This window comes from Pseudomonas sp. NBB (assembly GCF_032701105.1).
In the GTDB taxonomy this organism is placed as follows: Bacteria; Pseudomonadota; Gammaproteobacteria; order Pseudomonadales; family Pseudomonadaceae; genus Aquipseudomonas; species Aquipseudomonas asiatica.
Genome location: NZ_CP103994.1, coordinates 355,189 through 380,935, shown reverse-complemented (window position 1 = coordinate 380,935; position 25,747 = coordinate 355,189). Strand labels below are relative to the sequence as shown.

Sequence of the window (25,747 nt, the reverse complement as noted above, 5' to 3'; positions counted from 1 at the left end):
GTGGGAGCGGGTTCACCCGCGAAGGCCTTACCTCGGTATCAAAGGAAACAGCTGCCCGATTCTGAGAGCCAACCACCGCCCGATCTCTCTGTCCTCCCTCATGCCACCCTCCCCACCCGGGCCCAATCCAGCCGCCGGGTCAGCACCATGAATACCCCCAGCAGGCCAAAGCACAGCAACGAGCCCATCAACAGCGCATAGTCCTCGGCACTCAGCAGCCCGTAGAGCAGCGCATACAACGTCGCCAACCCCACCGCAAAGCCCACCCCACGCCCCAGGCTGCGCAGCACATGGCCCAGGTAGAAGCCGATCAGCAGCACACACGCCGAAGCTGACAACCCATACGCCAAACCAAAGCCGATGTGCTCGGACAACGACAGCAACAGCAGGTAGAAGAAAGCCAGCGCCACCCCCACCAGGATGTACTGCACCGGGTGTACGCTGAGGTTCTTAAGCACTTCGAACAGGAAGAAGCCGGCGAAGGTCAGGGCGATGAACAGCAAGGCGTACTTGATCGCCCGCTCGCTCTTCAGGTACTGGTCCACCGGGTCGACGAAGCTGACACCGAAGCTGCGCTCGCTGAAGTCCGCACACTGCCCGGCGGTGGCGCACTGGCGCAGGGCGTCTTCGAGGTTGGTGGCAAAGAACGAGGTCTGCCAGTGGGCACTGAAGCCGTGGGCGTCGATATCGCGGCGACTGGGCAGGTAGTTGCCGACGAAGCTTGGGTGCGGCCAGTTGGCACGCAGGTCCACGGCACTGGTGCGGCCCACCGGCACTACGTGCAGCTGGCCGGTGCCTTGCAGTGCGAGATCGAAACCATAGCTGAATTCACGCGCCTGCAGGCCGTCCAGCCCCGGCAGGCTGGCGTGCACGCCGCCGCGCATCCAGTCGAGCCGGGTACCGGCTTCGAACGGTACTTTCTGCTCGCCGATGCTCAGCTCAAGGCCGTTCTCGATGCCGCGGATATCGCTGATACCCACCACCAGGAACGGCTTGTCGAAGCGGTAGTCGTCGAAATCCTTGTCGATGCCCCAGCGTTCCGGGAGCTTGAAGCGGCCACTGATACGGCCCTTGGCGTGGAACAGCCGGGCCTGGTAGATGCCACGGGCGCGCAGTTCGGTGTCCACGCCCAGGTCGGCGGCGAAGGTTTCCGGCAGGAAGTACAGGTGGCCGGCAATGGTGCTGGTTTCCTGGGTGCGCTCGCCGTCCTTTTCGATCCAGCGGCGCTGGTACTTGCGGTAGGGCACCACCAGCAGCGGGCCACTGAGTTGCTGATCGAAGCTGGCGCTCTGGGCGATATCGCGCAGCACACTGTCGCGCAGGGCCTGGCGTTCACCGATCAGGCCGCTGATCAGCAGTAGCGGGACGAGCAGCAGCAAGATCAATACGGCGATCATGCCGAGTTTGAAACCGAGGGTCTTGTTCATGGGGCCTCCTGTGGCAGTGGGCGCAGTGTCTGCGCCTTGCGTGGAGGCCTCGGGGAGATGGTGTGGAGATTGTGTGTTTTTGGGGCCGCTTTGCGGCCCATCGCGACACAAGGCCGCTCCTACAGGAGGACGCGCGCTCTTGTAGGAGCGGCCTTGTGTCGCGATGGGCTGCGCAGCAGCCCCGGCAATGTCAGCTGATACGTCGCACCGGCAGCCACAACCTCACCCGCACCCCTCCATCGACGTTATCCACAGCCAACGCCCCGCCATGCAGCTGCATCACCTCGGCCACAAAATTAAGCCCCAACCCAGTGCTCTTGCGCCCACTCCCCGGCCGCGGCAGCGAGTAGAACCGCTCGCTCACCCGCCCAATGGCGTAGGCAGGTATCGCCTGCCCCTGGTTGAACACACTCAGCGCCACCCGTTCGCCATCGCGCTCCAGGTCGAACAACAGCGCGCCTCCCTCCGGGGTGAAGTCCAACGCGTTGTCGAGCAGGTTGGCCAGCGCCTGGCGCATCAGGAACGGGTCACACAACAAGCGCAAGCCAGCCGGCACCCGCTGGCGCACCTGCAAATCGGCACCTTCGATACGCGCCGCATGGGCCAACAGCAACTCGTCCACCAACGCCGCCAGCGCCACCTGCTGCTCATCCTCCAGCGCCTGCATCTGCTCGACCCGGGCCAGGTTGAGCAGGCGTTCGATCATCTGCTGCAAACGCTCGCTCTCGCGCTCGATGTTGCCGGCAAAGCGCGCCCGCTGGTCAGCCGGCATGTCATCGCCCTGCAACAGCTCAGACGCGCCACGAATGGCCGCCAGCGGGCTTTTCAGCTCGTGTGTCAGGGTATGCACATACCGCTCGACATAAGCCTTGCCTTCCAGTTGGGTGCGCATGCGCTCGACCGCCTGGGCCAGGTGCGCCAGTTCGCCACCCTTGTAATGCGGCAGGGCGGCGCGCTCGCCCTCGCTGACCGCCTGGGCGTAGCGGGCCAGCCGGCGCAGCGAGCGCGCCAGCCACCACGACAACGCGGCACCGATCAGCAGGCCCAGGCCGATCAGCCCCAGGCCCAGGGTAAGCAGGCGCCGTTCGGAGCGGTCGATGTACGGTTGCAGCGAGCTGTTGGGCTTGGCCACGGTGACCACGCCGATGATCTTGCCATCGTCGATGATCGGCGCGCCCACGTGCATCACCGAGGTGCTTTCATCGTCGGGGTCGCTGCGGGTGGAGCGGGCGCCGTACTGGCCACGCAAGGTCAGGTACACGTCATTCCACTTCGAGTAGTCCTTGCCCAGGTCCTCGCCGCTGGAGTCCAGCAGTACGGTGCCCTTGGCATCGGTGACGTAGATGCGGTGGCTGACCTGGTTCTTGGCCAGCCCCCAGATCTGCGCACCCGGGCTGCGCGAGCCGTAGGCCTTGAGCACTTCGGGCAAGCGGCTCTGGTTCAGGGTGCCGGCCTTGACGTCATCGTGCAGGATCTCGGCCAGCAGGTTGGCGGTGTCCACCAGCGTTTCTTCCGAGGACTGTCGCACTACCGGACGGATCTGTTCACGCACCGTGTTGAGCAGAAAGTAGCCCGCCAGCCCGACGAACAGGAAGTACACCAGGAAGATCCGGATACCCAGGCGCATCAGGCATGGTCCGGGCTGTAGCTGTAGCCGAGGCCGCGGTGGGTCTGGATCGGTTCGGCGTCGCTGGCCACCTGGCGCAGCTTGGCGCGCAGGCTCTTGATATGGCTGTCGATGGTGCGCTCGTACCCCACGTCAGAGGCCACGCCCACAGCGTCGAGCAACTGTTCGCGGCTGAATACCCGGTGCGGTTGCTCGAGCAGGCATTGCAGCAGGCGGAATTCGTGGCGGGTAAGGGGAAGAGGCTGGCTGCGGTAGGTGATCTGCATGCGTAAGGTATCGAGCTGGAACAGCGTGGTCTCGACAGCTGGCTCGACCCTGGGGCCCATGCGCTTGAGGATCGCCCGTACTCGCGCCGCCACTTCACGCGGGCTGAAGGGTTTGACCACATAGTCGTCTGCGCCGATTTCCAGTCCCACCACCCGGTCGATTTCGCTGTCGCGGGCGCTGAGGAACATTACCGGTACTTCGCTGAAGCGGCGCAGCTGACGGCAGGTTTCGAAGCCACTGATATCGGGCAAGCCGATATCGAGGATGACCAGGTCGGCCGGGCGCTGGCGCTGCTGGTCGAGGGCGGCGCTGCCCAGGGTTACCCATTCGGTGCTATGGCCGTCGGCCTGCAGGGCATAGACCAAGGTGTCGGCGATGGCGGCTTCGTCTTCGACGATGAGGATGTGGGGCATGGCGTCCGGCCTAACTGGGGGCAGACTGGACTTTTAACTTACCGGCCTCTTCGCGGGCAAGCCCGCGAAGAGGCCGGCACAGGTGGCTTGCGATCAGCAGTCAGGCTTGCCAGCGGTGAACTTCTTGGCCGGGTTGACCGCCGCCTTGAACTCGCGCAAAGCCTTGGAGCCCACCAGCAACGGGTAGTTGAAGCTGCTGCGGTCCACCAGGTTGACCTCGACGGTGCGCTTCACGTCCCCCAGGCACAGCTCCAGGTCGACCACCGGGCGCTTGGAGATTTCCGGCGCATCGCCTTCCTCCTCTTCATCGGCACGGCCCTTGATCTTGCTGATGCGCGAGACCTTGTGCTCATACACCTTGCCGTCCGAGTCCTTGGTGGCCAGACGGAAGCGCACCCACTCGTCGCCATCACGGGTGAACAGCTCGATGTCCTTGGCCGACAGCGACGCGGTGAAGGCACCGGTATCCATCTTGGCTTTCAGGGTTTCGCCCAGTTCGGGCAGGGCTATGTTCTCGTAACGGCCATAGATTGTGGGCTCGGCGGCCATGACCGGCAGCGCCAACAACGACAACAGGGCAAGCAGAGGTTTCACAGGCAAGCTTCCTTGAGGAGAGTCAGTGCTTAGACTGCACTGGCAGGATAGGTTCGCTGTCACAAGCCTATCCAACATAATGTGAAACATTTGTCCTCGCCGCAGGGCACTGGAAATTTGGCGTAGGCCACTGCCCTGCTTATCATTGCCAACCGTTTATCTCCCACAACAAGAGTCTCTTTATGCGTCGCCTGCTGACCGGCATCCTCACTACCACCCTGCTGCTGCTCAACACCCTGGTGTTGATCTGCCCGCTGCTGGTCTTCGCCCTGCTCAAACTGGTGCTGCCGGGGCGTGGGCGTGACTATGCCTCGTGGGCGGTGATGTGGGTGGCCGAGACCTGGTCGGAGATCGACAAGGCCATCTTTGCCCTGTGCATTCCTACCCAGTGGGATATCCGCGGCGTCGAGAACCTGCGCAAGGACACCTCGTACCTAGCCGTCAGCAACCACCAGACCTGGGTCGATATCCCGGCGCTGATCGAGAGCCTCAACCGCCGTACACCGTTCTTCAAGTTCTTCCTGAAGAAGGAGCTGATCTGGGTGCCGTTGCTGGGCCTGGCTTGGTGGGGCCTGGATTACCCGTTCATGAAGCGCTACAGCAAGGCCTTCCTGGAGAAACACCCAGAGCTCAAGGGCAAGGATCTAGAGATCACCAAGGCGGCCTGCGAGCTGTTCAAACGCCAGCCGGTGACCGTGGTGAACTACCTGGAAGGCACACGCTTTACCGAGGCCAAGCACCGCGAGCAGCAATCGCCCTATCGCTACCTGCTCAAGCCCAAGGCTGGTGGCGTGGCGTTCGTGCTGGCGGCATTGGGCGAGCAGCTGGATGCCTTGCTGGACGTGACCATCGTGTACCCCGGCAACAAGGCGCCGGGGTTCTGGGATTTGCTCAATGGCAGCATCAGCCGGGTGATTATCGACATTCGTGTACGTGAACTGGACCCGATGCTGTGGGCGGGGGATTACGAGAATGATGCTGAGTTCAGGCAGACCGTGCAGGCCTGGGTGAACCAGTTGTGGGTTGAGAAGGACTTGCGGATCGAGCAGCTGCGGGTGGAGATGGGCTGAGATTTCCATTGCCTGACCAGGCCTCTTCGCGGGTAAACCCGCTCCCACAGGTACTGCGCAGTACTCAAGACCTGTGAGCCCCCTGTAGGAGCGGGTTTACCCGCGAAGAGGCCGGTACAGGCATTACAAGAATCCGATTAAAAACCTGGCTAATAATCAGCATTAGGATTACTTCTTTGTCACACCCCACCTAAGTGGATAAAAATCGACCAAAGCACAACTACAAAAAAGCTCTGGATCGAACGATGGCCAACCCACCCAGCTCCACCCCCGTCCAGCTCCGCCGTGTCCTCGGCCTGCCCGCCCTGGTATTCTTCGGCCTGGTGTACATGGTCCCGCTGACCATCTTCACCACTTACGGCATCGTCACCGAACTTACTGGTGGCCGCACGGCCGGCGCCTATATCGTCACCCTGGTGGCCATGCTGTTCACCGCCACCTCCTACAGCTTCATGGTCAAACGCTTCCCGGTCGCGGGCTCGGCGTACTCCTACACCAACATGGCCTTCGGCCCGAACGTGGGCTTCCTGGCCGGCTGGTCGCTGCTGCTCGACTACCTGTTCCTGCCGATGATCAACTACCTGCTGATCGGCCTGTTCCTGAACATCGCCTTTCCGGCCATCCCTGCGTGGTCGATCGCACTGGCTGCTATCGCCCTGGTCACGGTGCTCAACGTGGTCGGAATTCACTCTGTGGCCAAGACCAGCAACCTGATCGTCGGTGCACAGATCGTCTTCATCGTGGTGTTCGTCGCCCTGTCCTGCCAGTCCCTGGCCGGCCAACCGCTCGACCTGCTTTCGCCACTGCTGGGCGACGGCTCGCAGCCGGGCTTCGGCGCGCTGATGGCTGGTGCGGCGGTGCTGTGCCTCTCGTTCCTCGGCTTTGACGCTGTCTCGACCTTGGCCGAAGAATGCCGCGATGCCCGCCGCGATGTGCCACGGGCAATCATCCTCACCACCCTGTTCGCCGGCGTGCTGTTCACCGTGCTGGCCTATGTCAGCCAACTGGTACTGCCCGGCACCACCTTTGCCAATGCCGATGCGGCGGCCAACGAGGTAATGTTCAAGGCGGGTGGGCAATTCCTGGCCAACTTCTTCACTGCGGCCTATGTAGCTGGGAGCCTGGGCTCGGCGCTGGCCTCGCAGGCGGCGGTGTCGCGCATTCTGTTCACCATGGGTCGTGACAAGGTGCTGCCGCAGCGAACGTTCGGCTACCTGTCACCGCGCTTTGGCACGCCGGTGTTCGCCATTCTGCTGGTTTCGGCGTTCTCGTTGCTGGCGTTGATAATCGACCTGGCGACCCTTGCCTCGCTGATCAGCTTTGGTGCGCTGGTGGCGTTTTCGGCAGTGAACCTGGCGGTGGTTAAGACCCACCTGGTGGACGATGGCTCGCAGCGCAGCCTCAAAGGGCTGCTGAGCTATGGCCTGGTGCCGCTGGTGGGGTTGGGGCTGACACTGTGGCTGTGGACCAGCCTGTCGGCGCTTACCTTGGTGATCGGCTTGTGCTGGTTTGCGCTGGGTCTTGCGTACCTGGCAGTACTGACCGCCGGCTTCCGCCGCCCGGTACGCCTAGTAGACTTTACCGAAGCGACCTGACATGACGCGATTCCGTGTTTGCGGGATACACCATTCTCATTGCCTGCGCTGGCCTTTGTAGGAGCGGCCTTGTGTCGCGAAGGGCCGCAAAGCGGCCCCAGGATTTCAGCGTCACCACACAGATTGCCGGGGCCGCTTCGCGCCCCTTTCGCGACACAAGGCCGCTCCTACAGGTACAGCGTCAGCCTTCAAGGCTGTGATGCTGGCAAAACCCTCAGACCGAAGGTCGGGTCAATGGAGCAGGAGTGGTCCACAAACTCCCCAGGTTCTGCAACAGCGACCCGGCAATCCCCTGCTGCCCCAGGTACTGCAGCAGCAACGGCGCAAACTGCCCGATCATCCCGGTATCCATGCCCAGCGCCTTGAACGCATTGTCCAGGTCGCTGCGGTTTTCCACATTGTTGCCCAGCGCATTGCTCAACGCCGACTGGCTCTCGCTGTTCTTGCCCAGCAACTCACCCAAGCCACTCAAGCCACCCAGTGCATTGGCCCCGGCAAGCAGGTCCAGCCCTGGCACGGCCTTGGTCAGCTGACCGTAGTCGTCGGAACTCAGGTTGTTGCGCGCCAGCCCCAGCATGGCCCCTGCCCCGCCCACGGCCTGCTCTGGGGTGATATTCAATTGGCTACCCAAGGTGTTGAGCAGGTTTGCCTGCGCCTCGGGTGCCTGCACCTGGCCTTGCTGGCTTTGATTCTGGTTCTGCATGGCCGACACGGCGTTAGCGGCGTCGCTGAGGTTGAAGGCGAACACCGGGCTTGCGGCCAGGGTCATCAAGGTTGCCAAGGTGAATGCTTTCATCGGGTGGGACCTCGTGGGCCGGGATGGCCTGGGAAACGCGACATCTGACTGGCTTTTTGCAGGTTTGTTCCGACCCGGCTGTCGACCACCTTTGCAATCCGCCACAGTGCTCACGACCTGTTAAAACTGCTAGTTGTGATGGTTTTACAGGACCCGCAAAGTAATCGACACAGCAATCACCACTCAGGTCACCATCATGCCTACCTCTTCCACAAGCAAGAACGATCAGGGTCTGGCTCCCCAGCGTAGCCTGCACTTCTACAAGAGTGAGAATCTGACAACTGAAATAGCCGCGCAGGGCAATCGTCGCTTGTTATGGGCAAATGACATGGCGCTAGCCCAACTGGATCAGGCACCATCGGCAAAGATGCTTCGAGTTGACCTTGCCAATTCAGTCCTCGGTATTGGTTCTTGGCCAATGGCGTATTCACCCTATGGATACTTGGCCACCGACAGATTGGAAGCGTTGCTGGGATTCACTGGGCAGAGGTATGACCGGGTTACTCAAGGGAACCCCCTGGGTGCGGGGCGTCGGTTTCACTCACCCGGACTTATGCGCTTGTGCACCGAAGACCCGTCGAGCCCATTCGGAAAAGGCGGTCTGAATTCATATGCCTACTGCGTGGGAGACCCTATCAATCGGGATGACCCAACGGGTGAATCTTCCCGGTTGCTGCTTTTCCGCGCTTTCAACTCGTTCAAGAAAGCATCGGTCAATTTTGCTATTAATGGGGGTCACGGATTCGTAGGAAAAGGCGCCAGCAGAAAAAAAGCAGGCTTTAATAACATTGCAAATAACGCCACCACGATAACTGCAAATCCCTCCACATTAGCAGGTACTGCTCCAGCATCTACATCGACTGGCTCCAAAGCTTTGACAATCGCCCCAGAAAAACCCGTTGAACCCGTTTTTTCGAATATTGATAAGATCCACACCCCTGCGGTCAGAAAACCGACTCAACCTAGCGAAGTCAGAGTTAACCGTATCATTGGAGACAGACGCAGCTCCAATATGCTTGGAGGGATATTCGGGGTTCTTTTTGGCGGGATAATTGTCGGGCTGGCTGTTTGGGCAATAATGAGCAATGCTCGAAGAAATTAAGGATGGTCTGAAGTAGCCCCTGTTTTCCGGCTACTTCGCCATCGACACTTTCAAAAAACGGTAGCCGCTCAAATCCCGGTCAAACCTGCCGTCTATTTCAGCCTTTTTTGCCGCTGCAAGCACCTCGCAGCAGTCACTTCACTCTTCACGGACGCACCTCTCCTGCATTGGAGAGCAAATGTCGACGCGCCATCCAAATGTTCGACAGGGCGAACAGCGTCACCATCTGAGCAGTGTTTTTCACCAAGCCTCGGAAGCGCACTTTCGTATAACCAAACTGGCGCTTGATCACCCGAAATGGATGCTCAACCTTGGAGCGAACCTGGGCCTTGGCTCTTTCGATCTTACGTATCGCTTTGTATAACGCGCTGCGGTTACCGTGCTTTTTGTAAGTGCTGCGCCGGGCTGCAATCTGCCAGATGACTTGGCGCCCCTCATGCTCTTCACGCTTCTCTACACCGGTATAGCCCGCATCAGCGCAGACCACGTTCTCACCACCGTGCAGCAGTTTGTCGACTTGGGTTACGTCCGCGACGTTGGCCGCAGTGACCACCACGCTGTGCACAAGCCCGGACTCATCGTCGACACCAATGTGAGCTTTGGCACCGAAGTGGTGAGTCGGCCACAGGAACTGCCCCCGTAGCCGCTCGCAGAACCGTACGTGACACTCTCGCGTCATACGGCTCCCGTTATCCAACCTGTTGCTCGGTTACTTGCCAGTGATAAAACAGTCGAGGGGCAGCCTTATGCACCGTGTCCAACCATTTAGATATACGCCGCTTGCGCCCGTGAAGTATTTTGTACTTACGACCGGCCCAACGCTTGAGCGCGCTATCGATATGTCGAAAGATACCAAGCATGGCCGTCCGATAGAACGCGCCATAGTACTGCCACCAACCTTGTATCACTGGGTTGTAAAGCCGAGCCACAGCAGCCAGCGTCACATGAGTTTGGCGGCTGACCCGCCACTCGCGCACTGCTCGCCGCATCCGCTTCAACGCTTGCGCACTGACTCCCGGAAGGAAGCTGGTGAAAAGCTTGTTCTGCTGGCCGATTGCCTTCCTAGGTCTAAAAGTGAAACCAAGGAAGGTAAAGCTCACATGCGGATACCCTGCGCGTCGATTGCTGTCCTTGCAGTACACGATTTTCGATTTCTCGGGATGCATCGTGAGGCCACAAACCGCTAGACGTGAAGCGATTGAACGCATCACGTGTTCTGCTTGCCTCTGGCTACGACAATGCACTACCGCATCATCGGCATACCGGGCAAAAGGACAGTTTGGGCTATTTCGTTGCATCCATGCGTCAAAGGCGTAATGCATGAACAGATTCATCAACATGGGACTGATCACGCCGCCTTGCGGGGTGCCACGTTCGCGTTGAATGCGAACGCCATCTGCTGCCTCGAATGGAGCAACCAGCCATCGTTCGATGTACAGCAGTATCCAATCCTCTTTGATATGGGTTCGCACCGCTTTCATCAGCAGTTCATGATCAATGTGATCGAAAGCCGCCTTGATATCAAACTCCACCACCCAGTCGTATCGCCAGCAGCGTTCGCGTGTGATCGCTATGGCCTGTTTGGCTGAACGTCCTGGTCGGTATCCATATGAGTCCGGATGGAAAAGCGCATCCAGCTTTGGCTCGATGAGGAGTTTGACTACAGTTTGTGCGATACGGTCGCTGACCGTCGGCACTCCCAACCTGCGTATACCCCCCGATGCCTTCGGTATCTCAACAGCCTTGACCGGCGGCGGGAAATAAGACCCCGACGACATTCGATTCCATAGCTTGTAAAGATTCTTCGGCAGGTTCCGCTCAAAATCGGCAATGGTCTCATCGTCGATTCCAGCAGCTCCCCGGTTGGTTCTGACCTGCTGATAGGCCTCCCATATCACGCGCTTCGCTATGTTGTAAGGTTTGTTCGAACTCACACCGCTCATCCCCTGAGGTTGGCGGCGTTCGTTGACAGGATAACGCCTCCCCTTCGCTCCAGCTTCATTACAAAGCCTTCATCACTACTACAGGAGGCTCCGCCCCTTATTCCAGCATTGGTATTCTTCCTCATGGTTTTAGCCATTTGTCATTTTCCTTTGCATCTGGAACAAGGTTCTCACGTTCCGTACCCAAGCCTGTATGAAGATCATGCCGCCTTTACACCGGCTGCCACTGGGGCCGTAAGCAGGTAACGCCCCAACTCGTCCTGAAGCCAATACTCAACCTCAGTTTCGACAGCACTTTAGGGAATAACGATGCGTCATCGGACGGTTTGCTCTCGCTCATCTTCTCCATACTCACCTGCCATCATCATGGGATGACTTTTCCTCGGTCGCTCACCACCGCACCTTTTGGATGCAGCAGCACCGGGTGGTTTGAAGCCTGCTCCTGCAAGCCGACTTCGGAAGGCCTACTTCCATCTTCGGTACAGCATCACAGGTCATACGACCTGTGTTCGTGACACACAATACTGGTTGCCCTTCTTGGTCTGATGCATTTCCGGGTCGCGTTTGCCGTCCTTGTTCTTGGTCGAACTGGGCGCATGAATCAGAGTGGCATCGACGATGGTGCCTTGTCGCAGTGACAAGCCACGGTCGCCCAAATAGCCATTGATCACGCCGAGAATACCGGTGGCCAACTCATGCTTTTCCAGCAGGCGACGGAAGTTGAGGATGGTGGTTTCATCCGGGATTCGCTCCAGGCTCAGACCGGAAAACTGGCGCAGGATCGTCGTCTCGTACAGCGCCTCTTCCATCGCCGGATCGCTGTAACCGAACCAGTTCTGCATTAGATGAATCCGCAGCATCGCCATCAGCGGATAGGCTGGACGGCCCCCTTCGCCCTTTGGGTAATGAGGTTTGATCAGAGCAATCAAACCCTCCCAGGGTACGACCCGATCCATCTCTATCAGGAACAGCTCCTTGCGGGTCTGCTTGCGCTTACCGGCGTACTCGGCATCGGCGAAGGTCATTTGTTTCATCATCGAAAAGCTCGGCGATTGGTGTCCGGGGATTTTGCCAAATCAGGAAGTCTTTTTCAGGATTTCCTTAAGTATTGCATCACGTCTCGCCACCACCAAATCACCAGCACGGCCGCTACAGACAAGCTTAATGCGCTGGCGCACCCATGCAAAAAGCCCCTCAGTATGAGGGGCTTCTCGTTACATCATGGCATCACGCCGCACCCCACATCTTGTGCGGGTCGATCACGAACTTCTTCGGTACACCTGCATCGAACTCGCCATAACCTTCCGGCGCCTGATCCAGGTTGATCACCTGCACACCAACCACTTCAGCGATGTTGATTCGATCCCACATGATTGCCTGCATCAGCTGGCGGTTGTACTTCATGGTCGGGGTCTGGCCGGTGTGGAAGCTGTGCGACTTGGCCCAGCCCAGGCCAAAGCGAATGCTCAGCGCGCCGATCTTGGCGGCAGCATCCACCGCACCCGGGTCTTCGGTCACGTACAGGCCCGGGATACCGATGTTGCCGGCAACGCGGGTAACCTGCATCAGCGAGTTCAGCACGGTGGCCGGGGCTTCATGCTTGGCACCTTCATGGCCATGGCCGCGGGCTTCGAAGCCGACGGCGTCGACGGCGCAGTCCACTTCCGGCTCACCGAGGATATCGACGATCTGCTCGTGCAGCGGGGTATCCTTGGACAGGTCGACCACTTCGAAGCCCTGGGACTTGGCGTGAGCCAGACGGGCCTGGTTGAGGTCGCCGACGATGACGCAAGCAGCACCCAGCAGGCGCGCCGAGGCAGCGGCAGCCAGACCGACCGGGCCGGCGCCAGCAACGTAGACGGTGCTGCCTGGGCCTACACCGGCAGTCACGGCACCGTGGTAACCAGTAGGCAGGATGTCAGATAGGCAGGTCAGGTCACGGATCTTCTCCATGGCCTTGTCGCGCTCGGGCAGTTTCAGCAGGTTGAAGTCAGCGTACGGCACCAGCACGTACTCGGCCTGGCCGCCGGTCCAGTCGCCCATGTCGACGTAACCATAGGCACCGCCAGCGCGGGCAGGGTTGACAGTGAGGCAGACACCGGTATGCATTTCCTTGCAGGAGCGGCAGCGGCCACAGGCGACGTTGAATGGCACCGAGACCAGGTCGCCAATCTGCATGCGCTCGACGTCACGGCCCTTCTCGACGATCTCACCGGTGATTTCGTGGCCCAGGACCAGGCCGACCTGGGCAGTGGTGCGGCCGCGGACCATGTGCTGGTCGGAGCCGCAGATGTTGGTGGAGACCACCTTCAGGATCACGCCGTGCTCGATCTTCTTGCCGCGTGGGTCCTGCATTTTCGGGTAGTCGATCTTCTGCACCTCGACCTTGCCGGCGCCGAGATATACCACTCCACGATTGCCAGACATGCTCTTACCTCGCTTGATTTATATTTATGCAGCGGTGGTTGAACGCGCCGCCATCCGTGGGCGGCATGTGTTACTGGAATGCAGGGAATTGTGGGCCTGATGGGGACGGATGCGCTGACTGGAAACGACAGGCAAATGCCTCTGAACGGCAATCGGCCAGGTGGTGGTCGCGCGCATGCCCGGGACGATGAATATCTACCGCAATACGTCGGCGACCGAGTGTTTCGATAGGGATGCAGTAACCCATCGTCTATCAAACTGGAGAACCACCATGACGGATACTGAGCGCCCCGAGGACGCCTTCTGGCCCTACTGGGTCGAGGCTGCCAGGCAGCAGGGCTTCGACCCAGACATCGAAGCAGCATTGTTCGGCAAACAGCGGTACTTTCTGGACGCCGATAAGATCTTCTATTACGCGGCTTATGGTCCCGGCTACGACTTCGACGAAGAAGCCGAAGACATGGATCTTCACGAGTTCAAAGCAGGCTGGGTGGACCGCGACGGCGATCCAATCCCAGGCAACAAACTGGGTGCGGACATGCGCCAGAGGTTCGTTACAGCCATCCGCGAAACCCTGAAAGCCCATGCCCGCGATAAAAGCTAGACGCGGTCAGAGCACCACAGTCCTGTTCGCATTGAGGAACACTCGTCGCTCGATGTGATACCCCACCGCTCGCGCCAGGGTCAGGCACTCGATGTCGCGCCCTTTGGCAATCAGGTCTTCGGGGTAATGGCTGTGGTCGACCACCTCCACGCCCTGGGCGATGATCGGGCCTTCGTCCAGGTCGTTGTTGATGTAGTGTGCCGTAGCGCCAACCATCTTCACGCCCTTGTTGTACGCCTGGTGATAAGGCTTGGCACCCTTGAACCCTGGCAGCAACGAGTGGTGAATATTGATCGCCCAGCCATCCAGACGCCGGCACAGCTCCGGTGACAGCACCTGCATGTAGCGCGCAAGAATCACCAGTTCGGCGCCGGTTTCCTCGATCACCTGAAGTACCTTGCGCTCTTGCCCGGGCTTGTCCTTGGGGTCGAGGGCAAAGTGGTAGTAAGGAATCTTGTGCCAGTGTGCCAGTGGTTCGAGATCAGGGTGGTTGGATACCACCGCGACCACGTCCATGGCCAGCTGACCGATACGCTGGCGATACAGCAGGTCGTTAAGGCAGTGGTCGGCCTTGGACACCATGATCACCACCTTGGGGCGATGGTTAGGTGCGGTCAGCTCGAAGGTCATGCCGAACGCCTCGCTGCGCTCGGCAAGGCCGGCCCGGAAGCCGGCTTCATCGAAATCATCCGGCTGGCGGAACTCCACGCGAATGAAGAAACGCCCCGACAGCCGGTCATCGAAGGAGTGGTGCTCCGTCACGTAGCAGCGCTGCTCGAAGAGGTAACGCGTCACCACGTCGACGGTGCCGAGCATGCTCGGGCAGTCGGCGGTGAGAATCCAGGTATCCGGTGCCCGACTCATGTTCTGTTCTCCTTAAGCCTCGATGCTCAGGCCGTACTCGGCCGAAGCGTCCTGCAGCCACAGCCACCAGTAGTCGGCGAAGCTGCGGCGAATCACCAGCTCCCAGGTATCTTCGGCGGTGCGGCGGATCACCAGTTGCGACTTGGCGAACACGGTGCCGACTGCCTTGCCCACCGGGAAGTTGTTCGGGTGAACATCATAGCTGGTGGATTTCATCAGCACTTCGCGCACGTTCGGGCCGCGCAGTTCCAGCAGGCTCTGCCCGCCGCTGACATTGACCACCTGGATGTGCTGGCCTTCGAGGGCTGCGCGCAGCTTTTGCTCAACGGCAAACTCCTGGCCACCCGGGACGATCAGCAACCACTCGTCGGGGCCCATCCATTGCAGCGACATTTCGTTGTTGGCGACCACGGTCAGTGCCACTGGCAGCTCCAGGCCCAGGGCCTTGTGCACGCCGGCAGCGAACTCCGGGTCGTGGCCATCGCCACGAATGGTCAGGTGGCCGAGGAACTTGCGTTCACGCAGGGTTACGCCTGCGTTCTTGCGGCCTTTGCCAACCAGGCTGGCCAGGTCGGCGTGGTGCAGTGGCGACTGGGCCTTGGCCTCGGCACCGGGGTTTTGCTGGAAGACGTTGATAGCGCTCATTTCTTACCTGCCTTGAATTCTGTTGATCGCGAAGACCTGAGGTAGAACCTGTAGTCACAGACTGAGGAGACCCATTGTGGGAGCGGGTTTACCCGCGAAGAGGGCGGTGAATCCACCATCGCATTCGCGGGTGAACCCGCTCCCACAGAGGCCGCATTCCAATCAGAGCTACCGGTGAAGCCTCAAACGTTCTGCCGCTCACCCTTCGGATCGAAGAACACCGAAGACACGATCTCCGCCTCGATCACGCTGCCATCCGCCTGCGGCGAGTAGACGCGCTCGCCCATGCGCTTGAGGCCGCCTTTGACCACACCCATGGCGAACGAGTAGCCCAGGGAGTTGGACGCATAGCTGGAGGTGACGTGGCCAACCATATCCATCGGGATCGGCTGTTTCGGGTCGAATACCAGCTGGGCGCCTTCCGGCAGCCACTGGTTCGGGTCGACCGGCTTCAGGCCTACCAGTTGCTTGCGGTTCTCGCGCACGCAGTCTTCGCGGTTCATGCCACGCAGGCCGATCCACGAGTACGGCTTGTTGCGGCCTACGCACCAGCTCATGTTCAGGTCGTCCGGGGTCATCGAGCCGTCGGTATCCTGGCCAACAATGATGAAGCCCTTCTCGGCACGCAGTACGTGCATGGTCTCGGTACCGTACGGGGTCAGGTTGTACTTCTTGCCTGCCTCGATGATCTGTTCCAGCACGCCCATGGCGTAGTTGGCCTGCACGTTGACTTCGTACGACAGCTCGCCGGTGAACGAGATACGGAACACCCGGGCCGGTACGCCGCCGACGTTGCCTTCCTTCCAGGTCATGAACGGGAAGGCTTCCTTGTCCATGTCGATGTCGGTCAGCTCGCTCAGCAGCTTGCGGCTGTTGGGGCCGGACAGGGTCATGGTGGCCCAGTGGTCGGTGACCGAGGTGAAGTACACCTTCAGTTCCGGCCATTCGGTCTGGTGGTACAGCTCCATCCACTGCAGCACGCGGGCGGCGCCGCCAGTGGTGGTGGTCATGATGAAGTGGTTGTCGCCGACGCAGGCGGTTACGCCGTCGTCGAAGACCATGCCGTCTTCCTTGCACATCAGGCCATAGCGGGCCTTGCCCACGTCGAGCTTGGTCCAGGCGTTGGTGTAGATGCGGTTGAGGAACTCACGCGCATCCGGGCCCTGAATGTCGATCTTGCCCAGGGTCGAGGCGTCCAGCAGGCCCACGCTGTCGCGCACGGCCTTGCATTCACGGGTCACGGCGGCGTGGATGTCTTCACCGGCTTTCGGGAAGTACCACGGGCGTTTCCACTGGCCGACGTCTTCGAACTCGGCGCCGTTCTTCACGTGCCAGGCATGCAGGGCGGTGAAGCGTACGGGCTCGAACAGGTGACCACAGTGACGGCCCGCTACTGCACCGAAGGTAACCGGCGTGTAGTTGGGGCGGAACATGGTGGTGCCCATTTCAGGGATGGTAATGCCGATCGAACGGGCGGCGATGGCTAGGCCGTTGATGTTGCCCAGTTTGCCCTGGTCGGTACCAAAGCCCAGCGCGGTGTAGCGTTTTACGTGCTCGACCGACTCGAAGCCTTCGCGGGTGGCCAGTTCGATTGCGGCCGCGGTGACGTCGTTCTGCTGGTCGACGAACTGCTTGGGTGCGCGGGCAGTGCCCTTGTCGTGCGGCACCTGGAACAGTGCCACGGTGGCCTCTTCCTTGCGCGCAACGGTTTTCGGCAGGCTGCCGACGGTGGCCTTGAAGCCCGCTTCGGTGGCTGCGCGAACGCCGCCTTCGAAGCCATCGGCGATCACGTCGCCCAGGGCGTAGACGCCGTTGATGCCACCCACGCATTCGCGTTTCTGCGGAGCATCGCCCGGCACGAAGCCGAGGATATCTTCACGCCATACCGGGCGACCGCCCAGGTGCGAAGCCAGGTGCACGATCGGGCTGTAGCCGCCGGAGGTGGCGATCAGGTCGCACTCGAGAGTTTCGCCAGGGCTGGTGACCTTGTGTGCCTGCACATCGATGGCGGCCACACGGGCGCCGCTGACGTGCTTGCTGCCCTTCGCCTCGATCACGGCGCTGGAGGTAAGGATGCGGATGCCTTTGGCACGTGCTTCTTCAACCAGCGAGCCACGTGGGTTGTGGCGGGCGTCGGCAATGGCGACCACTTGCAGGCCGGCGTCGTGCCAGTCCAGCGCGGCGCGGTAGGCGTGGTCGTTGTTGGTCGACAGCACCAGCTTGCGGCCCGGGGCCACGCCGTAGCGGCGTACGTAGGTGGACACGGCACCGGCCAGCATGTTGCCCGGCAGGTCGTTGTTGCCGTACACCAGCGGGCGCTCGTGGGCGCCGGCAGCCAGCACCACGCGCTTGGCGCGGACGCGGTGCACGCGGTGGCGTACCTGGCCGATAGGGGCGCGATCGCCGAGGTGGTCGGTGAGGCGCTCGTGGATGGTCAGGAAGTTATGGTCGTGGTAGCCGTTGACCGTGGCACGTGGCAGCAGGGTCACTTCCGGCAGGCTTTCCAGCTCTTTGACCACAGCGCTGACCCAATCGGCAGCAGGCTTGCCGTCGAGGGTTTCGCGGGTGTCGAGCAGGCTGCCGCCGAACTCTTCCTGCTCGTCAGCCAGGATCACGCGGGCACCGCTGCGGCCAGCGGCCAGGGCAGCGGCCAGGCCGGCAGGCCCGGCGCCGACGATCAGCACGTCGCAGTGCTGGTTCATGTAGTCGTAGCTGTCCGGGTCGTTCTGCAGCGGCGCGCGGCCAAGGCCTGCGGCTTTGCGGATGTACTTCTCGTAAGTCATCCAGAACGATTTCGGGTACATGAAGGTTTTGTAGTAGAAGCCCGGCGGCATCATGCTGCCGCCAACCTTGCCCAGGATGCCCATGACGTCGTTGTTGACGTTCGGCCAGCCGTTGGTGCTGGTAGCTACAAGACCTGCGTACAGCGCCTGCTGGGTGGCACGCACGTTGGGGATCTGGGTGGCTTCGCTGGAGCCGATCTGCAGGATGGCGTTCGGCTCTTCGGTACCGGCGGCGATGATGCCGCGTGGACGCGAATACTTGAAGCTGCGGCCGACGATGTCGACGCCGTTGGCCAGCAACGCGGCGGCCAGGCTGTCACCGGCATAACCCTGGTAGGTCTTGCCGTTGAAGCTGAAGTTAAGGACCTTGCTGCGGTCGATACGGCCGCCGCTGGCGAGGCGATAGGTCTGGCTCATACTTTTTCCCCTTGGCCTTTGACGGTCGACGCGGCGCTGTTCTGCTTGCCGCTGGCGGTCACTTGCGGCTTCTCGCCAATCTTGTAGGTTTCCAGAATCTCGTAGGTCACGGTGTCACGGGTGACGTTGAAATACTGGCGGCAGCCGGCAACGTGGTCCCACAGTTCGTGGTGAATACCGCGTGGGTTGTCACGGTAGAACATGTAGGTACCCCACTCCTCGTCGGAGCAGGCGTTAGGGTCCAGCGGGCGGGCGATGTGCGCCTGGCCAGAGGCGTGGAACTCTTCTTCGGAGCGCAGCTCGCCGCAGTGGGGACAGAAAATATGCAACATGACGGTGTCTCCGGTTAGTGGGCGACGGCGGCGGCGCCGTGTTCGTCGATCAGTGCGCCGTTGTAGAAACGGTCCATGGAGAACGGCGCGGCCAGTGGGTGCATTTCGCCCTTGGCCAGGCTCGCGGCGAAGACGTTGCCCGAACCCGGGGTCGCCTTGAAGCCGCCAGTACCCCAACCGCAGTTGAAGAACATGTTCTTGACCGGGGTCTTGGTGATGATCGGGCAAGCGTCCGGCGAGGTATCGACGATGCCGCCCCACTGGCGATTCATGCGCACGCGCGAGAGGTTGGGGAACATCTCGACGATGGCCTGCAGGGTGTGCTCGATCACCGGGTACGAACCGCGCTGGCCGTAGCCGACCCAGCCGTCGATACCGGCACCGATCACCAGGTCACCCTTGTCGGACTGGCTGATGTAGCCGTGCACGGCGTTGGACATGATCACGCTGTCGATGATCGGCTTGATCGGCTCGGATACCAGTGCTTGCAGCGGGTGAGATTCCAGCGGCAGGCGGAAGCCGGCCAGCTTGGCCATGTGCCCGGAGTTACCGGCGGTGACCACGCCGACGCGCTTGGCGCCGATGAAGCCTTTGTTGGTTTCCACACCGATGACCGCGCCGTTTTCCTTGCGGAAGCCGATCACTTCGGTCTGCTGGATCAGGTCCACGCCCAGGGCGTCGGCGGCACGGGCAAAGCCCCAGGCCACGGCGTCGTGACGCGCCACGCCGCCACGGCGCTGCACGGTGGCACCGAGGATCGGGTAGCGGGTGTTCTTCGAGCAGTCCAGGTACGGGATCTCGGCCGCGACCTGGGCGGTGTTGAGCAACTCGCCGTCCACGCCGTTCAGGCGGTTGGCGCTGACCCGGCGCTCGGAGTCGCGCATGTCCTGCAGGGTGTGGCACAGGTTGTACACGCCGCGCTGGGAGAACATCACGTTGTAGTTGAGGTCCTGGGACAGGCCCTCCCACAGTTTCATGGCGTGCTCGTACAGGTGCGCCGACTCGTCCCACAGGTAGTTGGAACGCACGATGGTGGTGTTACGGGCGGTGTTGCCGCCGCCCAGGTAGCCCTTCTCGATCACGGCAACGTTGGTAATGCCGTGTTCCTTGGCCAGGTAGTAGGCCGTGGCAAGGCCATGGCCGCCACCGCCGACGATAACCACGTCGTAGACCTTTTTAGGGGTTGGCGTGCGCCACATGCGCTGCCAGTTCTCGTGGTGGCTGAGGGAGTGCTTGAAAAGGCCGAAGCCCGAGTAACGTTGCATGGTGTGTGACTCCACTCAGCGGTAAACAGGGAAATCTGCGCACAGGGCCGCGACGTTCTTCGCCACATCGGCTTCGACGTCTGCGTCACCGAGGTTGTCGAGGATGTCGCAGATCCAGCCGGCCAGGGCCACGCACTGAGCGACCTTGAAGCCGCGGGTGGTAACGGCCGGGGTACCGATGCGCAGGCCCGAGGTGACGAATGGCGACTGCGGGTCATTCGGCACGGCGTTCTTGTTGACGGTGATGTGCGCGCGGCCCAGGGCGGCGTCGGCATCTTTGCCGGTGAGGCCCTGGCGGATCAGGCTGACCAGGAACAGGTGGTTGTCGGTGCCGCCGGAAACCACGTCGTAGCCGCGGTCGATGAACACCTGGGCCATGGCCTGGGCGTTTTCGATCACTTGTTGCTGGTAGGCCTTGAATTCAGGCTCCAGCGCTTCCTTGAAGCAAACGGCCTTGGCGGCGATCACGTGCATCAGCGGGCCGCCCTGGGCGCCTGGGAACACCGCGGCGTTCAGCTTCTTCTCGATCTCTTCGTTCGACTTGGCAAGGATCAGGCCGCCACGTGGGCCGCGCAGGGTCTTGTGAGTGGTGGTGGTAACCACATCGGCGAACGGGATCGGGTTCGGGTACAGGCCAGCGGCAACCAGGCCGGCTACGTGGGCCATGTCGACGAACAGCAGCGCACCGACCTTGTCGGCGATGGCGCGGAAGCGTGGGAAGTCGAGGGTCTTGGAGTAGGCCGAGAAGCCGGCAACGATCATTTTTGGCTTGTGCTCGACAGCCAGGCGCTCGACTTCGTCGTAGTCGATCAGGCCGGTGTTAGTGTCGATGCCGTATTGCACAGCGTTGTACAGCTTGCCCGAGGACGACACCTTGGCGCCGTGGGTCAGGTGGCCGCCGTGGGCCAGGCTCATGCCGAGGATGGTGTCACCAGCCTGCAGCAGGGCCAGGTAAACCGCAGCGTTGGCCGAGGAGCCGGAGTGCGGCTGGACGTTGGCGTAGTCGGCACCGAACAGCTGCTTGGCGCGCTCGATGGCCAGGGCCTCGACCTTGTCCACGTGCTCGCAGCCACCGTAGTAGCGCTTGCCCGGGTAGCCTTCGGCGTACTTGTTGGTCAGGCCGCTGCCTTGGGCCTGCATCACGCGCTTGGAGGTGTAGTTTTCCGAGGCGATCAGCTCGATGTGGTCTTCCTGGCGCTGCTCTTCGGCATTCATCGCCGCCAGCAGTGCATCGTCGTAACCCTGAATCTGGTCTTGCTTGCTGAACATCGTGTATCTCCCGGCAGCGATCGTTTTTTGTCGTGGGGCACTGTGGCCCTTTGTGGCGATGTTATGACTGGCCGGGGCGGGTCAGATGCCTGCGCACGCCTTGCAATGGCGCGTTTACGACATTCGCTTTTGTGTTGACCGTGCCGGCCCTTTCGCGGGTGAACCCGCTCCCACAGGTACGGCGCTGCCTCAATGCTTGCAATCTCCCAGTGGGAGCGGCTTTAGCCGCGAATAGGCCAGTACAGGCAATGCCGAAATCAAACGCTGCACCGCTTGTATAGGCAACTGCTGAATCGATGGTTTAGAGTGCTGTTCTGCGTCGTTCACAGGACAGTGTCATGACAGATAAGAGCCAACAATTCGCCAGCGACAACTATTCCGGCATCTGCCCCGAAGCCTGGGCAGCGATGGAAAAGGCCAACCATGGCCACGACCGCGCCTACGGCGACGACCAGTGGACCGAACGCGCCGCGGAATACTTCCGCAAGCTGTTCGAAACCGACTGCGAGGTGTTCTTCGCCTTCAACGGCACCGCCGCCAACTCCCTGGCGCTGGCCTCGCTGTGCCAGAGCTACCACAGCGTGATCTGCTCCGAGACCGCCCACGTCGAAACCGACGAGTGCGGTGCGCCGGAGTTCTTCTCCAACGGCTCCAAGCTGCTGACCGCGCCCAGCGTCAACGGCAAGCTGACACCACAGTCGATCCGCGAAGTGGCGCTGAAGCGTCAGGACATCCACTACCCCAAGCCACGGGTGGTGACCATTACCCAGGCCACCGAGGTGGGCACCGTCTATCGCCCCGACGAGCTGAAGGCGATCAGCGCCACCTGCAAAGAGCTGGGGCTGAACCTGCACATGGACGGCGCACGCTTCAGCAATGCCTGCTCGTTCCTGGGCTGCAGCCCGGCAGAGCTGACCTGGAAGGCCGGTGTCGATGTACTGTGCTTTGGCGGCACCAAGAACGGCATGGCGGTGGGCGAGGCGATCCTGTTCTTCAACCGCCAACTGGCCGAGGACTTCGACTACCGCTGCAAGCAGGCCGGGCAACTGGCATCGAAGATGCGCTTCCTGTCGGCGCCTTGGGTGGGCCTGCTGGAAGATGGCGCCTGGTTGCGCCATGGCGCGCATGCCAACCATTGCGCGCAGTTGCTCGCCTCGCTGGTGAGTGATTTGCCGGGAGTGGATCTGATGTTCCCGGTTGAGGCCAACGGGGTGTTCCTGCAGATGCCGGAGCATGCGATCGAGGCACTGCGCAGCAGGGGATGGCGGTTCTATACCTTCATTGGTAGCGGCGGGGCGCGGTTCATGTGCTCGTGGGATACCGAGGAAGAGCGGGTGCGCGAGCTGGCGGCGGATATCCGCGCCATCATCGGCGCCTGACAGGCCGCATTCGCGGGTAAACCCGCTCCTACAGGGATCGCGCAGGTTTCAAGGCCTGAGGTGAGCCTGTGGGAGCTACAGGTACAGCTCTGCCCTCAAGAGCAATGATGAACCTGTGGGAGCGGGTTTACCCGCGAAGAAGCCAACACTGATCTAAAGCCTGAACCCACCCATCTGCCGCGCCAGGTCATCCGCCAAGCCACGCAGCGCCTGGCACTCTTCACGACAGCCCTGCACCTCCGCCGCGGTCTCCCGCGCCAGGTCGGAAATCCCCTGCACCGTACGATTGATCTCCTCGGTCACCGCCGACTGCTCTTCGGTCGCAGTAGCTACCTGATGGTTCATGTCGCTGATGTGCTCGACCTGGTCAGTGATCGCCCCCAATGACGCTCCGGTGCGCTGGCTCGACTCCACCCCGCTACCCGTCGCCTGCTGCCCAGCCTGCATCGAACTCACAGCCGAACCCGCGCCCTGCTTCAAGCGCTGGATCATCTGCTGCACTTCGTCGGTGGACAGCTGCGTGCGCCGGGCCAAGGTACGCACCTCATCGGCCACCACGGCAAACCCACGGCCCATCTCCCCTGCCCTGGCCGCCTCGATGGCGGCATTCAGCGCCAGCAGGTTGGTTTGCTCGGAAATACTACGGATCACCGCCAGAACTTCGTCGATCGAAGCTACTTCCTCGGCCAGCTGGCTGACTGCATCGGCAGCCTTGCCGATATCACCCGACATCCCTTCGATACCACGGATCGAGCGTTGCACCACTTCACGCGCCTGCAAGGCTTCGTCCCTCGCCGACTGCGAGGCCTGGGCCGCATCACCGGCATTGCGGGCAATGTCCTGCACGGTCAAACCCATTTCGTGCACGGCGGTAGCGACCATTTCGGTCATTTCCTGCTGGCGCCCGGAACGCTCGGCGGTGTTGTCCACCACCTGTGTCACCTGCTCGACCGCCAGGTGCAGCCGCTCGGAAGTGTGCAATATCTCGCCGATCAACCGGCGCTGGCTGTCGAGGAAGCGGTTGAAGCCACGCGCCAGGTCGCCCAGTTCGTCCTGGCGTGAATCGTCCAGCCGGTGGCTGAGGTCGCCCGCGCCACTGCCAATCTGCACCAGCGCCGCTGTCACGCGGCGGATCGGCCGCACCAGGCCACGCGCCAGCAGCACCACCAGCAGCAGCGATACCAGGGCCACGGCACCACCGATCAGGCTGGTCAGCCATACCGCCTGGTGCATTGGCGCGTAGATTTCCTCCTCCGGCACCTCGGCCACCAGGGTCCAGTTGAGGTCGCGCAAGGGCAGGCCGAGCGCCAGGTAGCTTTCGCCGTCACGGCTGAAGCGGCTGCTGCGCAGGCCCTCGTCGCCGGTCATCAGCGCCTTGGCGGCATCCGCGCCGAGCTGTTCGGTGAGCTGGCGTTTGCCGCTGAAGGCAGCGTCCGGATGAACCTGGATCAGGCCATCGTTACGCACCAGGAACACCCTGCCGTGCTCGCCAAATTTGAAGTCATGAATCAGCTTCGACAGTTCGGTCATGCGCAGGCCCATGCCAGCCACACCGACCAGTTGGCCATTCTTTTCCACGCGATAGTCGATGAACAGCGCGAGCTCGCCGGTGGCACCGTCGATGTCGATGTTGATCAGGCGTTCGGCACCGCTGTCGATGTAGCCGTAGAACCATTTGTCCTTGGGGTTGCTGCGGCTGAGAGTACGGTCCAGGCCATTCTCGTTGTAGTAGTGGCCGGTTTCGGTCGAAACGAACAAAGTGGTGAAGGCCTGGTTGCGCTGCTTGGCGGCGGTCAGGTATTCGATGAATGGAGCGGCATGGGCGGGGTCTTCACCGGCGGCAAGCCAGTCGCGCAGCAGGGTGTTGCCGGCAATATCCGCCGCCGCCACCAGCGGCTGGCCGAGCATGCGCTCGATGTCGTTGCGGATGGCCTCGATGCTGGCGGGCAGCGCGGTATCGACCAGGTAGCGTTCGGTGAGGCGGTTTAGCGCCACCGTGAAAATGATGACCACCACCAGGATGCTCGCCAGCAGGGCGGCGCCCATGCTGGTGATCAACTGCCACTGGATGCTTTTACGCCAGATACGCATGCCCTACTCCCCGCATAATTATTGTTTTGCGGAAAGTGTATACACTTGCGTATGCAGTTAATCCAGTGACCTGAAGCAATCAGATACCCTGTGGGAGCGGGTTTACCCGCGAATGCGATGCTGAATGCACTGACGCATTCGCGGGTGAATCCGCTCCCACAGAGGTCGATGCAAGGCCTTATTGTTCGGCTATGGTCCGCACGATGGCGTCCACCGTGGCATCGATCTGCGCCTGGGTACGCTCCAGCGTCTTGCGGTGCTCATCCTGCAGCTCGATCTGCCGCGAACACAGGTTCAGCGCGGCCAGCACCAGCAACTTGTCGCCGATCAGGGTCGGGTACTGACGCTTGGTCTGGGCCAGGGCGGTGTTGAGCATCTGCACCGCCTGGGCCAGGGTCGCTTCCTGGCCTGCAGGCGCCTTGATCGAATAGTCGTTGCCGAGGATCGACACGACATTGATCGGCTGCGCTCGCAGTGTCATGCGCCTACGACGCCGGCGTTGGCGCGCTCGAGCAGGGCCTGCAGGCGTGCGGCGGTGCTGCCGTTCTTCTCTTCCTGCTCCATCAGCGACAGCTGCAGGGTTTCGTTCTCTTCCTTGGCCTGGGCCAGTTCCTGACCGAGGGCGGCGTTCTGCTCGGTGAGTTGAGCGTTCTTCTGCATCAGGTCGCTGACCAGTTGCTCGATTTGATTCAGGGAAGCTTCCAGCATGGGTCTATCTCAGGTTGTTGCGAGGGGCGCACACGATAAAGAAAAGTGCGGCCCATCGCCATTAAATATCGGATTCACAAAGTGTCTAACCCGCAGATTGACAGGGTAACCGGCCCCTTGTTCCGACCT

20 protein-coding genes and 4 pseudogenes are annotated in these 25,747 nt (G+C 61.3%); 5 read left to right on the top strand and 19 right to left on the bottom strand.

Annotated elements, in window-relative coordinates; translation table 11 throughout:
• Positions 1-98: 98 nt before the first annotated feature.
• From creD to NY023_RS01660, 4 genes are all read right to left on the bottom strand, one after another.
• Positions 99-1,427, bottom strand: coding sequence for a cell envelope integrity protein CreD (gene creD, locus NY023_RS01675; protein WP_013970530.1), 1,329 nt, complete (start codon positions 1,425-1,427; stop codon positions 99-101).
• A 190-nt stretch (positions 1,428-1,617) separates the two neighbouring features.
• The gene (gene creC, locus NY023_RS01670) at positions 1,618-3,054 is read right to left on the bottom strand and encodes a two-component system sensor histidine kinase CreC (RefSeq protein ID WP_013970529.1); all 1,437 of its coding nucleotides are present in this window, start codon (positions 3,052-3,054) and stop codon (positions 1,618-1,620) included.
• Positions 3,054-3,734 (bottom strand): two-component system response regulator CreB, encoded by a 681-nt coding sequence (gene creB / locus NY023_RS01665; RefSeq protein WP_013970528.1) that lies wholly within the window; start codon positions 3,732-3,734, stop codon positions 3,054-3,056. The genes creC and creB overlap by 1 nt, the downstream gene beginning before the upstream one ends.
• A 93-nt stretch (positions 3,735-3,827) precedes the next feature.
• Positions 3,828-4,328 carry an ATP-dependent zinc protease gene (locus NY023_RS01660; protein ID WP_003257529.1) on the bottom strand — a complete coding sequence of 167 codons (501 nt, stop codon included), beginning with the start codon at positions 4,326-4,328 and terminating at the stop codon, positions 3,828-3,830.
• 182 nt (positions 4,329-4,510) lie between these two features.
• Here NY023_RS01660 and NY023_RS01655 point away from each other — a divergent pair, with 182 nt between their 5' ends.
• Positions 4,511-5,398 carry an acyltransferase gene (locus NY023_RS01655; RefSeq protein WP_013970527.1) on the top strand — a complete coding sequence of 296 codons (888 nt, stop codon included), beginning with the start codon at positions 4,511-4,513 and terminating at the stop codon, positions 5,396-5,398.
• Positions 5,399-5,643: 245 nt separating this feature from the next.
• The gene (locus NY023_RS01650; protein ID WP_024088008.1) at positions 5,644-6,993 is read left to right on the top strand and encodes an APC family permease; all 1,350 of its coding nucleotides are present in this window, start codon (positions 5,644-5,646) and stop codon (positions 6,991-6,993) included.
• A 214-nt stretch (positions 6,994-7,207) separates the two neighbouring features.
• On the opposite strand, the gene NY023_RS01645 is transcribed toward NY023_RS01650, so the two are convergent.
• Positions 7,208-7,789 carry a DUF2780 domain-containing protein gene (locus tag NY023_RS01645; RefSeq protein WP_013970525.1) on the bottom strand — a complete coding sequence of 194 codons (582 nt, stop codon included), beginning with the start codon at positions 7,787-7,789 and terminating at the stop codon, positions 7,208-7,210.
• A 196-nt stretch (positions 7,790-7,985) separates the two neighbouring features.
• Here NY023_RS01645 and NY023_RS01640 point away from each other — a divergent pair, with 196 nt between their 5' ends.
• Complete coding sequence (locus tag NY023_RS01640; protein WP_080563728.1) at positions 7,986-8,891, top strand: RHS repeat-associated core domain-containing protein; 906 nt, start codon at positions 7,986-7,988, stop codon at positions 8,889-8,891.
• A 145-nt stretch (positions 8,892-9,036) separates the two neighbouring features.
• Here NY023_RS01640 and NY023_RS01635 read toward each other — a convergent pair.
• The 4 genes and pseudogenes from NY023_RS01635 to fdhA all read right to left on the bottom strand — a co-directional run.
• A pseudogene (locus NY023_RS01635) lies at positions 9,037-9,507 on the bottom strand (IS5-like element ISPa26 family transposase); the annotation flags it as partial.
• A 59-nt stretch (positions 9,508-9,566) separates the two neighbouring features.
• Positions 9,567-10,834, bottom strand: a pseudogene (ltrA, locus tag NY023_RS01630) (group II intron reverse transcriptase/maturase).
• Between the two features lie 521 nt (positions 10,835-11,355).
• Positions 11,356-11,868 (bottom strand): annotated as a pseudogene (locus NY023_RS01625) (IS5-like element ISPa26 family transposase); the annotation flags it as partial.
• 193 nt (positions 11,869-12,061) lie between these two features.
• Positions 12,062-13,261 (bottom strand): formaldehyde dehydrogenase, glutathione-independent, encoded by a 1,200-nt coding sequence (gene fdhA / locus NY023_RS01620; RefSeq protein ID WP_023660606.1) that lies wholly within the window; start codon positions 13,259-13,261, stop codon positions 12,062-12,064.
• A 271-nt stretch (positions 13,262-13,532) separates the two neighbouring features.
• Between fdhA and NY023_RS01615 the strand changes: the two genes are divergently transcribed.
• Positions 13,533-13,865, top strand: a complete 333-nt coding sequence (locus NY023_RS01615) for a hypothetical protein (RefSeq protein ID WP_023660605.1) — start codon at positions 13,533-13,535, stop codon at positions 13,863-13,865.
• Between the two features lie 6 nt (positions 13,866-13,871).
• Here NY023_RS01615 and purU read toward each other — a convergent pair whose 3' ends face one another.
• The 6 genes from purU to NY023_RS01585 all read right to left on the bottom strand — a co-directional run bounded on the left by purU (position 13,872) and on the right by NY023_RS01585 (position 21,440).
• Complete coding sequence (gene purU, locus NY023_RS01610; RefSeq protein ID WP_013970522.1) at positions 13,872-14,729, bottom strand: formyltetrahydrofolate deformylase; 858 nt, start codon at positions 14,727-14,729, stop codon at positions 13,872-13,874.
• A 12-nt stretch (positions 14,730-14,741) separates the two neighbouring features.
• Positions 14,742-15,374, bottom strand: coding sequence for a sarcosine oxidase subunit gamma (locus NY023_RS01605; protein ID WP_013970521.1), 633 nt, complete (start codon positions 15,372-15,374; stop codon positions 14,742-14,744).
• Between the two features lie 182 nt (positions 15,375-15,556).
• Positions 15,557-18,574: a sarcosine oxidase subunit alpha gene (locus NY023_RS01600; protein WP_013970520.1), complete on the bottom strand. Its 3,018-nt coding sequence runs from the start codon at positions 18,572-18,574 to the stop codon at positions 15,557-15,559.
• Positions 18,571-18,906, bottom strand: a complete 336-nt coding sequence (locus NY023_RS01595; RefSeq protein ID WP_013970519.1) for a sarcosine oxidase subunit delta — start codon at positions 18,904-18,906, stop codon at positions 18,571-18,573. Before NY023_RS01595 ends, NY023_RS01600 begins: the two co-directional genes overlap by 4 nt.
• Positions 18,907-18,920: 14 nt before the next feature.
• A complete protein-coding gene (locus tag NY023_RS01590; protein WP_003255680.1) occupies positions 18,921-20,171 on the bottom strand; it encodes a sarcosine oxidase subunit beta family protein in 1,251 nt (416 codons plus the stop codon).
• 15 nt (positions 20,172-20,186) lie between these two features.
• The gene (locus tag NY023_RS01585; protein WP_013970518.1) at positions 20,187-21,440 is read right to left on the bottom strand and encodes a serine hydroxymethyltransferase; all 1,254 of its coding nucleotides are present in this window, start codon (positions 21,438-21,440) and stop codon (positions 20,187-20,189) included.
• A 338-nt stretch (positions 21,441-21,778) separates the two neighbouring features.
• On the opposite strand from NY023_RS01585, the gene NY023_RS01580 reads away from it, so the two are divergent.
• Positions 21,779-22,819: a threonine aldolase family protein gene (locus tag NY023_RS01580; protein WP_013970517.1), complete on the top strand. Its 1,041-nt coding sequence runs from the start codon at positions 21,779-21,781 to the stop codon at positions 22,817-22,819.
• 153 nt (positions 22,820-22,972) lie between these two features.
• Here the strand turns inward: NY023_RS01580 and NY023_RS27655 are convergent, their stop codons facing one another.
• The 4 genes and pseudogenes from NY023_RS27655 to NY023_RS01565 form a co-directional block, all read right to left on the bottom strand.
• Entirely contained in the window at positions 22,973-23,701 is a 729-nt protein-coding gene (locus NY023_RS27655; RefSeq protein ID WP_371867753.1) for a methyl-accepting chemotaxis protein, read from the bottom strand.
• Between the two features lie 135 nt (positions 23,702-23,836).
• Positions 23,837-24,865, bottom strand: a pseudogene (locus NY023_RS27650) (cache domain-containing protein); the annotation flags it as partial.
• Positions 24,866-25,088: 223 nt separating this feature from the next.
• Positions 25,089-25,391: a cell division protein ZapA gene (locus NY023_RS01570; RefSeq protein WP_013970515.1), complete on the bottom strand. Its 303-nt coding sequence runs from the start codon at positions 25,389-25,391 to the stop codon at positions 25,089-25,091.
• On the bottom strand, positions 25,388-25,618 hold the full coding sequence (locus NY023_RS01565; protein WP_003257514.1) for a hypothetical protein: 231 nt from the start codon (positions 25,616-25,618) through the stop codon (positions 25,388-25,390). Before NY023_RS01565 ends, NY023_RS01570 begins: the two co-directional genes overlap by 4 nt.
• Between the last annotated feature and the right edge of the window lie 129 nt (positions 25,619-25,747).